The organism is Nonomuraea glycinis (genome assembly GCF_035920485.1).
GTDB classification, from domain to species: Bacteria; Actinomycetota; Actinomycetes; order Streptosporangiales; family Streptosporangiaceae; genus Nonomuraea; species Nonomuraea glycinis.
Map to the genome: position 1 here is coordinate 1,217,390 of NZ_CP109166.1, position 13,895 is coordinate 1,231,284.

13 protein-coding genes are annotated in these 13,895 nt (G+C 69.8%); 6 read left to right on the top strand and 7 right to left on the bottom strand.

Annotated elements, in window-relative coordinates; all coding sequences use genetic code 11:
* The first annotated feature begins 5 nt into the window (after nt 1-5).
* A complete protein-coding gene (locus tag OHA68_RS05600; RefSeq protein WP_327106635.1) occupies nt 6-809 on the top strand; it encodes an endonuclease/exonuclease/phosphatase family protein in 804 nt (267 codons plus the stop codon).
* Here OHA68_RS05600 and OHA68_RS05605 read toward each other — a convergent pair.
* The 3 genes from OHA68_RS05605 to OHA68_RS05615 all read right to left on the bottom strand — a co-directional run bounded on the left by OHA68_RS05605 (nt 806) and on the right by OHA68_RS05615 (nt 5,005).
* Complete coding sequence (locus OHA68_RS05605) at nt 806-1,360, bottom strand: class IV adenylate cyclase (protein WP_327106636.1); 555 nt, start codon at nt 1,358-1,360, stop codon at nt 806-808. The genes OHA68_RS05600 and OHA68_RS05605 overlap by 4 nt on opposite strands.
* A 194-nt stretch (nt 1,361-1,554) precedes the next feature.
* Nucleotides 1,555-3,339 carry an ABC transporter ATP-binding protein gene (locus OHA68_RS05610; RefSeq protein WP_327106637.1) on the bottom strand — a complete coding sequence of 595 codons (1,785 nt, stop codon included), beginning with the start codon at nt 3,337-3,339 and terminating at the stop codon, nt 1,555-1,557.
* Nucleotides 3,340-3,343: 4 nt separating this feature from the next.
* Nucleotides 3,344-5,005, bottom strand: a complete 1,662-nt coding sequence (locus OHA68_RS05615) for an ABC transporter ATP-binding protein (protein ID WP_327106638.1) — start codon at nt 5,003-5,005, stop codon at nt 3,344-3,346.
* Nucleotides 5,006-5,202: 197 nt separating this feature from the next.
* Between OHA68_RS05615 and OHA68_RS05620 the strand changes: the two genes are divergently transcribed.
* On the top strand, nt 5,203-5,823 hold the full coding sequence (locus OHA68_RS05620; protein ID WP_327106639.1) for a phosphotransferase: 621 nt from the start codon (nt 5,203-5,205) through the stop codon (nt 5,821-5,823).
* A gap of 407 nt (nt 5,824-6,230) precedes the next feature.
* The gene (locus OHA68_RS05625; RefSeq protein ID WP_327106640.1) at nt 6,231-7,433 is read left to right on the top strand and encodes an MFS transporter; all 1,203 of its coding nucleotides are present in this window, start codon (nt 6,231-6,233) and stop codon (nt 7,431-7,433) included.
* A gap of 236 nt (nt 7,434-7,669) precedes the next feature.
* On the opposite strand, the gene OHA68_RS05630 is transcribed toward OHA68_RS05625, so the two are convergent.
* On the bottom strand, nt 7,670-8,086 hold the full coding sequence (locus tag OHA68_RS05630) for a VOC family protein (protein ID WP_327106641.1): 417 nt from the start codon (nt 8,084-8,086) through the stop codon (nt 7,670-7,672).
* 45 nt (nt 8,087-8,131) lie between these two features.
* Nucleotides 8,132-9,349 carry an FAD-dependent oxidoreductase gene (locus OHA68_RS05635; RefSeq protein WP_327106642.1) on the bottom strand — a complete coding sequence of 406 codons (1,218 nt, stop codon included), beginning with the start codon at nt 9,347-9,349 and terminating at the stop codon, nt 8,132-8,134.
* A 58-nt stretch (nt 9,350-9,407) separates the two neighbouring features.
* Between OHA68_RS05635 and OHA68_RS05640 the strand changes: the two genes are divergently transcribed.
* The 3 genes from OHA68_RS05640 to OHA68_RS05650 all read left to right on the top strand — a co-directional run bounded on the left by OHA68_RS05640 (nt 9,408) and on the right by OHA68_RS05650 (nt 11,024).
* Nucleotides 9,408-10,142, top strand: coding sequence for a TetR/AcrR family transcriptional regulator (locus OHA68_RS05640; RefSeq protein WP_327106643.1), 735 nt, complete (start codon nt 9,408-9,410; stop codon nt 10,140-10,142).
* Between the two features lie 70 nt (nt 10,143-10,212).
* On the top strand, nt 10,213-10,674 hold the full coding sequence (locus OHA68_RS05645; protein WP_327106644.1) for a hypothetical protein: 462 nt from the start codon (nt 10,213-10,215) through the stop codon (nt 10,672-10,674).
* Between the two features lie 44 nt (nt 10,675-10,718).
* Nucleotides 10,719-11,024, top strand: a complete 306-nt coding sequence (locus OHA68_RS05650; protein WP_327106645.1) for a hypothetical protein — start codon at nt 10,719-10,721, stop codon at nt 11,022-11,024.
* Nucleotides 11,025-11,182: 158 nt separating this feature from the next.
* On the opposite strand, the gene OHA68_RS05655 is transcribed toward OHA68_RS05650, so the two are convergent.
* A complete protein-coding gene (locus tag OHA68_RS05655; RefSeq protein ID WP_189141852.1) occupies nt 11,183-11,923 on the bottom strand; it encodes a succinate dehydrogenase/fumarate reductase iron-sulfur subunit in 741 nt (246 codons plus the stop codon).
* On the bottom strand, nt 11,920-13,848 hold the full coding sequence (locus tag OHA68_RS05660) for a fumarate reductase/succinate dehydrogenase flavoprotein subunit (RefSeq protein WP_327106646.1): 1,929 nt from the start codon (nt 13,846-13,848) through the stop codon (nt 11,920-11,922). The genes OHA68_RS05655 and OHA68_RS05660 overlap by 4 nt, the downstream gene beginning before the upstream one ends.
* Nucleotides 13,849-13,895 lie beyond the last annotated feature (47 nt).

The following is a 13,895-nucleotide window of genomic DNA, read 5'->3' on the forward strand; positions in this document are numbered from 1 at the left end:
GGTGCATGCTCACGGCTGTGACCGTCAATATCGGCGCCGCGTCACCGGCACGGGCCGAGCGTCTGCTGAGCTGGCTTGCCGAGCGCGACGACGACGTCATCCTGCTCACCGAAACCAGCGCCGGGCCGGGCACCAAATTCCTGCTGGAACGGTTTCAGCGCGCCGGATACCACGTCGTCAAGACGCCCGACATCGCCGGCGACCGTGGCGCCGCACTGATCAGCCGTATCCCGCTCACCGGCCATGAACCCGACCTGTTCGACCAGGTGAGCATCCCCGCCCGGGTCGCCGCCGCCCGCCTCGACACCAGCCCACGCACGTGGTGGGTCAGCGTGTACGTGCCCAGCCGTGACCGCTCAGCCGACAAGACCACCCGCAAGGAAATGTTCATCACCTCGCTCCTCAAGGTGATCGAGCAGCTCCCCGCCGACCAGCGGGACCACCTGGTGATCGGCGGCGACTACAACGTGATCGCCGCCGACCATCGGCCACTGCACCCGGGGTTCCTGCCGTTCGAGTTCGCCCTGCTCGACACTCTGAACGCCGTCGGCTTCACTGACACACACGCCCACTGCACTCCCGACGTGCAGTCGTACAGTTGGATCGGCCGGACCGGGGACGGCTACTGCTACGACTACGTCCACGTGGGTGCGGAGCTGCCCGAGCGCATCCGCGAGTGCGTCTACCTGCACGAGACGCGCGAGCAAGGGCTGACCGATCATGCGGCGGTTCAGGTCCGGCTCCACCTGGAAGCAACCCGCCTCACCTGCGGCGACCTGGCGGGTCCGGACTCCATCGCCCTGTTCTAGGCGGGAGCGAGAGCGGCGCGCACCAGCGAATCATAGGTGTCGCCGGTGCGCTCCAACTCCACCCCGAGGGAGCGAGCGAACCGGTCGAGGCCGACCTGGACGGCGGAGCCCGACTCACCACCGCCGACTGTCCGCTCGATCTCCACGAACACGCCGGCGTGCTCGACCTCATCCACGCAGATCGTCATATCGCCGAGTGCCGTCGTTCGCCGTGTCTTCACGATCCGCACCGTGGGATAAAAGCCCATCGCCAGCACCGCGTGATGCATCTGCTCCCGGTCAGCGACCGCCGACTCGTGCTCCAGACAGGCCATCTCGTTGTCGAGCGGCTTCTTCACCGTGAACAGGTGCCGGCCGTCCTGGGTGCGCAGCCGCGCGAACGGCCGTCCGATCTTGCTCTGCCCATACTCCCAGCCGACCTGGGCGTAGGCCTGATCGTCCTGCCGGACCGGAGGCGACAGAGACGCTCCCCGCAGGGCGAGCTCGGTCTCCACCCGCGCCAAGTCAACGACGCGGTATTTGACCTCGACCTCTTGTGCCCTGTCCGTCACACGAGCCTCCCATGTCTGCTGCGACCCAGGCACCCTACCGACCGGCCACCGGCACCTGGCAGGGAATCAACAACTTGCCGGGTCACCGGGGAAGGCGGAGCCATACTCTCGGGACGTTCGTGTCCGGCTTGTTCGCCCGCAAGCGAGGTGTCCGATGCCACGTTCGGGCCCAGCCGTCGCAGCCCTGGCGCTTGTCACCTGGCCGGCCGTACGACCTGGTTCTGGTGTTGGTCTGGTGATGAGGTGCCGTGCCAGCTGGCCCACAGGGCCGCGTACGAGCCGCCCTGGGCCACCAGCTCGTCGTGGGAGCCGAGTTCGGTGATGCGGCCGTCCTCCACCACGGCGACGCGGTCCGCGTCGTGGGCCGTGTAGAGGCGGTGGGCGATGGCGATGACGGTGCGGCCGTCGAGCACGGCGGCGAGTGAGCGTTCCAGGTGTCTGGCCGCTCGTGGGTCGATCAAGGAGGTGGCCTCGTCGAGGACCAGGGTGTGCGGGTCTGCCAGGACGAGGCGGGCCAGGGCGAGTTGCTGGGCGTGCGCCGGTGAGATGATCACGCCGCCTGAGCCGACCTCCGTGTCGAGGCCGTCCGGCAGGGTGAGCACCCAGTCGAGGGCGTCCACCGCGGTGAGGGCGTCGCGGACGGCGGTGTCGTCGGCATCCGGGCGGGCGATCAGCAGGTTGTCGCGCAGGCTGCCCTTGAAGATGTGGTGCTCCTGGGTGACCAGCGCGACGTGCCCACGTAGGTCGTCCAGGGGCAGGTCCACGAGGGGGACGCCGCCGACGGACACCGCGCCGGCGCGTGGGCCGTGGATGCCCGCCAGGAGCCTGCCCAGGGTGGACTTGCCGGCGCCTGACGGGCCCACCATGGCCAGCCGCTCGCCGGGCCGGACGGTGAGTGACACGCCGTGCAGCACGTCGCGGCCCGCACGGTAGGCGTAGCGCACCTCGTCGGCCCGCAGCAGCTCGCTCGCCGGTCGGTCGTCGGTGGGGGCCCGGTCGTCGGGCACGTTGGCGACGCCGAGGAGGCGGGACATGGCCGCGCCGCCGACCTGCAGCTCGTCGATCCACATGAGAAAGCGGTCGAGCGGGTCGATGAGCTGCTGCGCGAGCAGGGTGGCGGTGACCACCTGGTCCAGCGTGACCCAGCCACGGGTGTAGAGGAGGCCGCCGACCAGCAGCGTCGAGACGACCGGGATCACATAGCCGAGCTCCACGGTGGGGAACCAGATGGTACGCAGGCGCAGCGTGTAGCGTTCGGCCGCGAACGACCCGGCGATGTCGCGGTCGGTGCGCTCCTGCCGCCGCTGATGCAGGCCGAGCGCCTCGATGACTCTGGCGCCCTCGACCGTCTCGGCCAGGCCTTCGGTCATCTCGGCGTAGGCGGCGTTCTCGCGCAGGTAGCCGTCACGGGCCCGCTTGAGATACCAGCGGGTGCTGACGAACACCAGCGGCGCGGCGATCAGCACGGGAAGCATGAGCAGCGGGCCGACCAGCACCAGCGCGCCGACGGTGATCGTGAACGTGACGAGCGCGATCAACGTCTCCGGGACCGCGTGCCGCACCGTCCTGGACAGGGAGTCGACGTCGCGGGAGGTCCTGGTGAGCAGGTCGCCGGCGCCCGCGCGCTCGACGGTGGACAGCGGCAGGGCGAGCACCCGGTCGACGAACTCCTCGCGCAACTGGGCCAGCACCTTCTCGCCCAGTTTGGCCGAGGCGAGCACCGCGTAGCGCACGAGCACACCTTGGAGCAGCAGGAAGGCGCCAATGCCCGCGGCGACGAGCCAGGGGTTCACCTGGACACCGTCCTGGACGTCCTGCACCAGGCCGCCGAGCTGCCACGGCACGGCCAGCCCGGCGGCGGCCGCGAGCCCGTGCAGGCCGAGGGCGACGCCGAGCCGGCGCGGGTATCTCAGGGTGAGCCGCCGGGCGTAGGCGCGCACCTGTCTCTGATCGGCGACGGGCAGAATCTCACGTGCCATCTCGTCAGTCCTCCCCTCTGGTCACGGTTGCGGCGTAGGCGGGTGAGGTGTCCAGGAGGTCGCGGTGGGTGCCTTCGGCGTGCACCCGGCCGTCCCTTACGTAGATCACCTGGTCGGTGCGGTCGAGCACCAGCGGGCTGGTCGTGCAGATCAGCGTGGTCTTGCCGGCGCGGGCCTTGGCCAGCCGCTCGGCGATGCGGGCCTCGCTGTGGGCGTCGACGGCGCTGGTCGGCTCCACCAGAATGAGCACCTCCGGGTCGGCGAGCAGTGCTCTGGCCAGCCGGAGCCGCTGCTGCTGGCCGCCGGAGAACTCCCGCCCCGCCTCCGCCACCTGGGCGTCGAGGCCGTCGGGCAGCGCCTCGACGATGTCCTCCGCGCAGGCCGCGTACAGCGCCTGCTGGATCTGCTCGGCGGAGGCGGTGCCGTGTACGTCGAGCTCGTCGCGCAGGCGGCCGGTGAACAGGCGGGCGCCATTGTCGGCGACCAGGATGCGCGCGCGGACCTCGTCGATGGGTAGCGTGGCCAGGTCGGCAGGGCCGAAGGTGACGTCGCCCGCGCTGTAGCGGCCGAGCCGGTCGGCGATCACGGTGGCGTCCTCGGGTGCGCCGGCCGCCAGGGCGGTCAGCCTGCCGGGCAGGACGGTCACGCCGCTGTAGCTGTCGCGCAGGACACCGCCCACGGCGGCGGCGTCGGTGCCGCCGGTCATCTCCGGCTCGATGGCCAGGATCCGGACCACGCGGCGCGCCGCGACGTGCCCCTTGGTCAGCCGGTCGGCGGTCTCGGTGATCGTGCGCATCGGCCCGATCAGGAACACCGCGTAGGTGTAGAAGGAGACGAGCTGGCCGGGGGTGATCTCGTCGGCGATGGCGAACGACGCGCCGAGGCCGGTGACGAGCGCGATGAGCAGGCCGGGCAGCACGATCTGGGCGCCTTCGAGCAGCGACTCGACCCTGGCCACGCCGACGCCCGCGTGCCGGACGCGCTGGGACTCCTCGCGGTAGCGGCCGGCGAAGACCTGCTCGCCGCCGATCCCGCGGAGCACCCGCAGGCCCGCGACGATGTCGGCCGACCGGGTGGACAGGTCTCCGGTCAGGTCACGGTGCCGCTTCTGCCGTCTGTGCAGTGGTTTGAGCATCGGACCGACGGCCAGGGCCATGAGCGGCACGCCGAACAGCACGAGCAGCCCGAGCGGCAGCGAGGTGGACAGGAGGATCACTGTCACCGTGACGATCGCCACGATCGCGCCGGTGCCGCGCAGCAGGATGTCCATCGAGCCGCCGATGTGCGCGATGTCGGAGTTGCCGACGCTGACGACCTCGCCAGTCGACAGCCGCTTGGGCAGGGTGGCGCCGAGCCGGGCAGCGTGTCTGGCGGTCAGTTGTACGGTGCGGTAGGCGGCCGACAGCCAGTTGAAGACTGCGAAGCGGTGGCGCATGATGCCGGTGACCGCCTGCACCAGGCCGAGGCCGAGCAGGATCGCCGACCAGGTGACCAGGGCGCGGGTGTCCTGCGCCCTGACGGCGTCGACCCCCTTGCCGAGCACGGCCGGCACCAGTGCCTGGACCAGCCACCACAGGGTGGCGAAGGCGATGCCGGTCAGCAGGGCACGGCTCTGCCGGCGCGCGTTCCACCACAGGTAGCGGAGCGGGCTGCGAATGTCGGGCATGCCGGGATCGGCTTCGGGGAGGGGGCGCATAGCCCGACAACATTTTCAAAAGATCGCTGGTCACACAAACGATTTTCCAGCTGCACCGTAGCGCGAAGTGACCGAAAATATGATCGATATGACGCCGCGTACAACATGCTGACAATCCGGGCGCGCCGTCTCACACCTGCCCCAGGAGTAGGCCACAATCGTTGGCTGTGGAGCACGGGTACACCAACAGCACGGTCGGAGACGGCGCTCTGGTCGTCAAGTGTTACCAGGGCCCTGACGCCGGGGTCCGGCTCAGGACGGAGGCCAGGTTCCTGCGGCGGCTGCGGGGCCGGTTGCCCGTGCCGCGGGTGCATTCCGTCACCGACACGAGCGTGAGCATGCGGTTCGTGCCCGGTGCGCACGGCCAGGACCTGCTCGACGACGGCCGGGCCGCCGAAGTGCTCGCCGAGTGCGGGCGCACCCTGGCCCGCCTGCACCGGCTGGGCATCGTGCACGGCGACTACGGGCCGCAGAACATGCTGTTCGATCCGGTGACGTACGAGACGGCCGCCATCCTCGACTGGGAGTGGGCCCACCCGGGGCACCCGCTTGAGGATCTGGCCTGGTGCGAGTGGATCGTCCGCGCCCACCATCCGGAGCACGTGCCGCACCTGCGCCACTTCTTCGACGCCTACGCCGCCGCCGTGCCGGCGTGGCCGGATCGGCACGCCTGCATGCTGGCCCGCTGCCGCGACATGCTCGACTTCAGCGCCCGCTGGGAGCCGGGCGGCGAGAGCGAGAAACTGTGGCGCCGACGCATCGACGACACCGCCACCTGGACGCCGTAGCGCCTGTTCGCCGCCGTACAGGCGCAGCAGATCCACGAGCTCGACGTCGGCGCGCCCGTCCGCGACGCGAGCCAGCTCACCGGTGAATCCGGACCAGGCGAAGAGCAGCAGCTTGGGCGGCGCTTCGACGCGGGCATCCGGAAGCAGTGCCCGCAGCTGCTCCAGCCGCTGGAGCTGGGGCAGGTCGATGAGCGCCGAGCGTCTTGCCCTGGCGACGGCGGCCGTAGACCAGCCCGAGCGTCGCTCCCGCGACCGGAGCCGTCGCGAAGTCGACCAGCTCTTCCCACTCCGGCTCTCGCCCGAACATCAGGTTGTAACTGCTCAGGTCGGAAACCCGCCAGCTTCCAACGTCCCCCAACTGCTGCACTGCTTGCTCACAGCAGTTCGCCGACCAAAGGGACCTACCAGTGCTGGAAGCCCCCACTCGACCATCTCGCTCGCCGCTGACGAGCTGGCTGGCCGTCGTCTCGGTGATGACGGGCATCTTCGCCATCGTCACCACGGAGATCCTGCCCATCGGGCTGCTGACGCCTATCGCGTCCACGTTCGGGATCTCGGCCGGCACGGCGGGCCTGACCATGACGTTGCCTGGGCTGCTGGCCGCCGTCGCCGCTCCGTCCCTCACCGTCGTGACCGCGCGGCTTGATCGGCGGTTCATGCTCTGCGCGCTGATGCTGCTGCTCGCGGTGGCGGACTTCCTGGCCGCCGCGGCCCCGGCCTACTGGGTGATGATGGTCTCCCGGGCGCTGGTCGGCCTCACCATCGGCGGCTTCTGGTCCATCGGGGCAGGTCTGGCCGTACGGCTGGTCCGGCGTGAGCAGGCTGGCACGGCCACCGCGGTGATCTTCTCCGCGGTCCCGCTGGGCTCGGTGCTGGGGGTGCCGGCGGGCACGCTGATCGGGCATCTGGCCGGGTGGCGGATGGCGTTCGTGGTCATGGGCCTGCTGAGCCTGGGGGTGTTCGTCGCGCTCCTGGTGCTGCTGCCACCGCTGCCGGCCGGGCGGCCCACCCGCCTGTCCGTGCTGCGCGGCCTCCTCGGCGACGGCGGCATCCGGCTGGCGCTGCTCGCGACCGTCCTCATCGTGCTCGCCCACTTCGGCGCGTACACGTACGTCACCCCCTTCCTGCGGCAGGTCACCCACGTGAGCGCGGGCTCGGTCACCACCTACCTGCTGGTGTACGGAGTCGCCGGGATCGCCGGGAACTTCCTGGCGGGCGCGGCGCTGTCCCGCCACCCGCGCGCCACGTCCGTGACCGCCGCCGCCCTGCTGGCCACCGCCACCGCCCTGCTCCCGGTGGCCGGGGGCGCCACGGCGGGCGCGTTGACGCTGCTGGTCATCTGGGGCCTCGCGTACGGCGCGGTGCCGGTCTGCTCGCAGACCTGGTTCGCCAGGTCTGCGCCGCACGCGCCGGAGGCCGCCTCGATCCTGTTCACCTCGTCGTTCCAGGCGACGCTGTCGCTCGGCGCGCTGGCCGGTGGCGTTGTCGTCGACCACATCTCGGTAGTGGCCGTCATGGGGATCGCGGGGGCGCTCGCCGCCCTCACGGCGTCGGTCCTCTGGTTCTCCCTGCGGCGCCGCCCGCCGTCGGCACGGCCACCGGCTCCCTGAGCCCGAACATCGTCTCCAGGTCGACCAGGAGGACATCGCCCCTGCGCTGTGCCGTGGCGATCAGCTCAGGGTGGAAGCCTTCGAGGGAGAAGATCGCCAGGGTCGCCGCCGCCGCGTCGCTTGTCCAGGGCGATGACGTCGATCTCGTGCTTGGCCTGGCCTTTCCTGTGACCTGGCCCGCACCCTCTTCTGTATGTTTCGAAGCATACAGTTTAGGATGCGCAGCCAATCGAGTCTCAGCAGACGCAGAATTCGTTGCCCTCCGGGTCGGCCATGGTCACGTGGTGACCGGGGTCCTCCCACAGGACCGAGGCCCCGGCCGCCGTCAGGGTCGCGGCCTTTTCCGTGATCCTGGCCCACTTCTCCTCCGCCGTGCCGGCACCGGCCACGCGGACGTCGATGTGCAGCCGATTCTTCGCCGTCTTCGGCTCGGGCACCTCCAGCAGGCTCAGCCGCGGCCCGACACCGGCCGGGTCGTGCAGCCAGGCCCCGTCGCCGTCGTCCTCGGGCAGATCGAACTGCTCCAGCCACTCCTCCCGGGTCGCGTAAGGCGCCGGCGGGGGCTCGTCCTCGTAGCCCAGCGCCAGCTTCCAGAACTCCGCCAGCCGCACCGGATCGGCGCAGTCGAAGGTCAGGTCGATGCGGACCGCCATATTGCTTGTCTCCCGAAGGCTCGTCGAACAGTGTGCTCCGGCACTCTACGGCCGACCTCCGACAGCGCGACCAATGACCGGCGCGTCCCAGTCGAGGTGGTGGTCGTAGATCCAGCCGCTCGGGTCGTCGCCGGTGCGGGCCATGCGCTTCATGGCCAGGCCCATGATCAGGTCACGCACCCCTCTGGTGAGCGGGCCGAGCGCCTTCCACTCGCCGGTGCGTTTGCCCTGCTCGACGACGCGTTCCACGCGCCCGCGCCGCTCCCGTTCGTACGTGGCGAAGGCGGAGTCGACGTCGGGGCCGTCGCGCAGGCATTTGGCCAGCACCACGGTGTCCTCGATGGCCATGGCCGCGCCCTGCCCGATCGACGAGGAGGTCGCGTGGGCGGCGTCGCCGATGACGATCATCCGGTCGCGGTGCCATCGCGGCACGGTGGGGAGGTCGTAGGTGTTCCAGCCGGTGAAGATCTCGCCGGTCGCGGTGATGAGGTCCACCGCGGGCCCGCGGTCGTGGCGGAACAGGTCGATCAGGCGGGCGCGCCACTCCTCCGGCGTGATCGCGGCCAACTCGCCCGGTGCGGGCTCGTCGGCCCGCGCGGGCTGCGCCATCCACCACACCTCTCCGTACGGATCCACGGTGTAGACGAAGAAACAGCGCTTACCGAAGATCGCGTGCATCGTGCCCGGTTCACTCCCGGTCGATACGCCGCGCGCGTAGCCGCCCGTATTGAGCAGCCCCGCGTACCGCGCGCCCGGAGCGTGCGGATCGATGATCTCGCGGGTACGCGAGCGCAGGCCGTCCGCGCCGATCAGCAGGTCGCCCGTGGCCGTGCCGCCGTCGGCGAACCTCGCCAGCACCCGGCCGCCGGTGGTCTCGGCCTCGACGAGCCGCTTGCCGTACTCGATGCGCACGCCGCGGCGGACGGCCTCGTCGCGGAGCGCCCGATAGAGGTCGGCACGTTTCACGGTCCGGCTCTTGGCGCCCTCCGAGACGGCCGTGCCGTAGGGCAGTTCGCCGAGTTTCCTGCCGGAACCACTGGTCAGGGTGATTTTCGGCGTGTCGAAGCCCACCCCGTCCAGGTCGAGATCGAGCGCGCGTAAGGCGTCGAGCGCGTTCACCGCCAGGGTCAGGAAGGCGCCGACGTGGTCCGCACTCCGGTCGTACGCCTCATGGACGACGGAGGTGATGCCCGCTTTGTGCAGAGCGATCGCGCTCAGCGACCCTGCGATTCCGCCACCCACGATCACCGCTGTGTATGTCATACACCGAGTGTATGACATACACTTCTGCTCAGCGCAAGCTCGAACGAAGGCAGGAACGATGGACGACAAGCTGCCCGCCGGGCTCGACCTGCTCTGGCAACGGCTCGACCAGCCGGAGCCCAGGACGGGGTTGAGCCTGTCCCGCATCGTGCGAGCGGCGGTGGAGCTGGCCGACTCCGGCGGCCTCGACGCCGTCTCGATGGCCAGGGTCGCCGAGCGGCTCGGCTTCACCACGATGTCGCTCTACAGGCACGTCAAGAGCAAGAACGAGCTGCTGCTCCTCATGCTGAACTCGGTCGCCGCACTACCGGCCGAGATGGCCGAGCCGGCCGAGTCCTGCGACGACTGGCGGCTCGGGCTGGAGCGCTGGTGCCGGGCCCAGTGGGTGATGCTGCGGGCCCATGCCTGGATCGTGCACCTGCCCATCACCGGGCCGCCGATCACGCCCAACCAGCTCGCCTGGACCGATCGCGCTCTCGGCGCACTGCGCGGCACCGGGCTCACCGAGAGCGACAAGGTCGGGGTGGTGCTCCTGGTGGCCAACTACATGCACACCGCCGCCCGGCTGACCGCCGACCTCGGCGAGGCCGCCTCGGGCGAGTCGATCGCCGCCTACAGCAGCCTGCTGGGCGCGCTCGCCGACGAGCGGCGCTTCCCCGCCCTGCGTACGGCGATCGACGCGGGGGCGTTCGACTACCCGGCGGGCACTCCCGAGGAGGAGCGGCAGTTCGACTACTCCTTCGGCCTCGCCCGCATCCTGGACGGCGTGGCCGCACTCATGACCCAGAGGTGAGCCGGACGGGGCGTCCAACCGACGAGCCGCGAACACAGCTTATCTGAACTAATTCAGATAAGCTGTGTTCATGGTGACCAAGAATTTCCAGTACAGCGCCTTCCTGCGCGGACCTTCACAGGTCCTTCCCTCGCTCGACCACGCCGACATCATTCTCGAACGGCGTGATGACGAGAATCTTGTCCTCATGCGGATGGAGCGCTTCCAGGCCGGATCCGACAGCCTGCACATCGCCGCCCGCGCGTTGGCCATCGTTGCCCGGCGCAATATGAGCCTGGCTGAGGAAGTTCTGGCCGAAGAGCTGCCCTGGCTCACCTGGTTGCCGGAGACCGAGCGCCAGGAGTGCGTGCGCGAACTGCTCGGTCAGCTCATGGCAGGCGCCGACACCGGCGAGCTCCTGCCCTTCGGGCGCGCGCTGACCTCGTGGCGATCCACCGCTGTCATCTGGAGCGACCCCGAGTTGGCCGGCGATCTCCAGGGCCCCTTCCCTGGAGACGGCCCAGAGGTCACCCGGCCGGCCGACGCCTCGTGATGGCCGGCCGAGGTGACGAGGTGCCACGGCCCAACCCATGGCACATGCGGTTCGCCGACCGACGTGCCGCTGAGGGGTGGGGCAATCTCCTGGCTCAGGCTCCGGAAAACCTGGATCGGGCTTGGGTCGCCATCACCAGCGATCCGCGACATGTGGACAGCCGTCAGCATCCCCTGAGAGGTGCGCTCGGAGAGGTCAAGATCGGTGGTGAGTCTCTGGAGCAGTGGCAGTACGAGGCGACGTCGGGCGGCCGTTTGTGGTACACGATCGACGAAGACCGGCGAACTTTGTGGATAACCCGGGCGGGGACCGGCCACCCGAAAGTCACCGACTCCAGACGTGGTCGCTGACAACAATCGTCTGCGAATTCACGGCACTTCGATCGCCGCAGGCGCCTGATGAAGGCGCCTGAGCTGACCGGCGCGAAGCGCCCTGAGGGCGAAGCCCTTAGGGCGGGGACAACGGGCAACGCAGAGAGCCGTACGGTGTCCGTACGGCTCTCTGGGAGCTACTTGGCGTTGGCCTTGAGGTAGTCGCTGTTCATCTGGGCGATGGTGTCCAGCGGGATGCCCTTGGGGCAGACGGCCGTGCACTCGCCGGTGTTGGTGCAGCCGCCGAAGCCCTCGGCGTCCATCTGGTCCACCATGGCCTTGGCGCGGGACAGGCGTTCCGGCTGGCCCTGGGGCAGCAGGCTCAGATGGGTGATCTTGGCGGCGGTGAAGAGGGAGGCGGAGCCGTTGGGGCAGGCCGCCACGCAGGCGCCGCAGCCGATGCAGGTGGCCGCGTCGAACGCCGAGTCGGCGTCCTCCTTGCGGACCGGCAGGCTGTGCGCGTCGGGCGCAGAGCCGGCCGGGACGGACACGAAGCCGCCCGCCTGGATGATCCGGTCGAACGCGCTGCGGTCCACGACCAGGTCCTTGACCACGGGGAACGGCGCGGCCCGCCACGGCTCGATGGTGATGGTGGCGCCGTCCTCGAAGTGGCGCATGTGCAGCTGGCAGGTAGTGGTGGCCACCTGCTCGCCGTGCGCGACACCGTTGATGACCATGCCGCACATGCCGCAGATGCCTTCGCGGCAGTCGTGGTCGAAGGCGATCGGGTCGTCGCCTTCGAGGATGAGGCGTTCGTTCAGGACGTCGAGCATCTCCAGGAAAGACATGTCCGGAGACACCTCTTCAACCCGATATTTCACCATCCGTCCGGAGTCGGAGGGGCCGCTCTGCCGCCAGACCTTGAGGGTCAGGTTCACTTGTAACTCCGCTGGCTCATCTTGACGTAGTCGTACTCGAGCGGTTCCTTGTGCAGCACCGGCTCACCCTCGGGCGAGTGCTCCCAGGCCGACACGTGCGCGAAGTGCTCGTCGTCGCGCAGGGCCTCGCCGTCGGCGTCCTGCGACTCGGCGCGGAAGTGGCCGCCGCACGACTCCGAGCGCACCAGCGCGTCCAGGCACATCAGCTCGGCCAGGTCGAAGAAGTCGGCCACCCGGCCGGCCTTCTCCAGCACCTGGTTCAGCTCCTCGTTGGTGCCGGAGACCTTGACGTTCGCCCAGAACTCGGCGCGCAGCTCGGGGATCCGCTCCAGCGCCTTGCGCAGCGACTCCTCGGTGCGCTCCATGCCGCAGTAGTCCCACATGAGCCGGCCGAGCTCCCGGTGGAAGGAGTCCGGGGTGCGGGTGCCGTTGACGGCGAGCAGCCGCTCGATCCTGGACGTCACCTTGGCCTCGGCCTCGGCGACGGCCTCCTCGTCGACCTCGCCGAACGGCCCGGCCGCCAGATAGTCGCCGAGCGTGGTCGGCAGCACGAAGTAGCCGTCGGCCAGGCCCTGCATCAGCGCGGAGGCGCCGAGCCGGTTGGCGCCGTGGTCGGAGAAGTTCGCCTCGCCGATCACGAACAGGCCGGGGATCGTGGACTGCAGGTCGTAGTCCACCCACAGGCCGCCCATCGTGTAGTGGACGGCCGGGTAGATGCGCATCGGCTGGTCGTACGGGTTCTCGCCGGTGATGCGCTCGTACATCTCGAACAGGTTGCCGTACTTCTTCTCCACGGCGTCGCGGCCGAGGCGGCCGATCGCGTCGCGGAAGTCGAGGTAGACGCCGAGGCCGCCGGGGCCGACGCCACGGCCCTCGTCGCAGACGTTCTTGGCGGCGCGGGAGGCGATGTCCCGGGGGACGAGGTTGCCGAAAGCGGGGTAGATCCGCTCCAGGTAGTAGTCGCGCTCGTCGTCCGGGATGTCGCCGGGCAGGCGGTCGTCGCCCTTGCGCAGCGGCACCCAGACGCGGCCGTCGTTGCGCAGCGACTCCGACATCAGCGTCAGCTTCGACTGGTACTCGCCGGAGACCGGGATGCAGGTGGGGTGGATCTGGGTGTAGCAGGGGTTGGCGAAGTACGCGCCCCGCTCGTGCGCCCGCCAGATCGCCGTGGTGTTGCACCCCTTGGCGTTCGTGGACAGGAAGAACACGTTGCCGTAGCCGCCGGTGGCGAGCACGACGGCGTCGGCCACGTGCCGCTCGATCTCGCCGGTCACCATGTCGCGCACGATGACGCCGCGCGCCCGGCCGTTGTCGATGATCAGGTCGAGCATCTCGTGCCGGGTGAACATCTCCACGGTGCCGGCCGCGACCTGCCGTTCCAGCGCCTGGTAGGCGCCGAGCAGGAGCTGCTGGCCCGTCTGGCCGCGGGCGTAGAACGTACGGGAGACCTGGGCGCCGCCGAAGGAGCGGGTGTCGAGCAGTCCGCCGTACTCGCGGGCGAACGGCACGCCCTGCGCGACGGCCTGGTCGATGATGTTCACCGAGACCTGGGCCAGCCGGTAGACGTTCGACTCGCGGGAGCGGAAGTCGCCGCCCTTCACCGTGTCGTAGAACAGGCGGTAGACCGAGTCGCCGTCGCCGCGGTAGTTCTTGGCGGCGTTGATCCCGCCCTGCGCGGCGATGGAGTGCGCGCGCCGGGGCGTGTCCTGGTAGCAGAACGACTTGACGTTGTAGCCGAGCTCGCCCAGCGTCGCGGCGGCGGACCCGCCGGCCAGGCCGGTGCCGACCACGATCACGTTGAGCTTGCGCTTGTTGGCCGGGTTGACGAGCTTGGCGGCGAACTTCCGCTTCTCCCAGCGATCCTCGATCGGGCCTTCGGGAGCCTTGGCGTCCTGGATCGGCGAACCCTCGGTGTACCCGTTCATTGGTCGTTCACCACTCCTCATTCGCTCCGCGGACCCGCTCGTTCCTC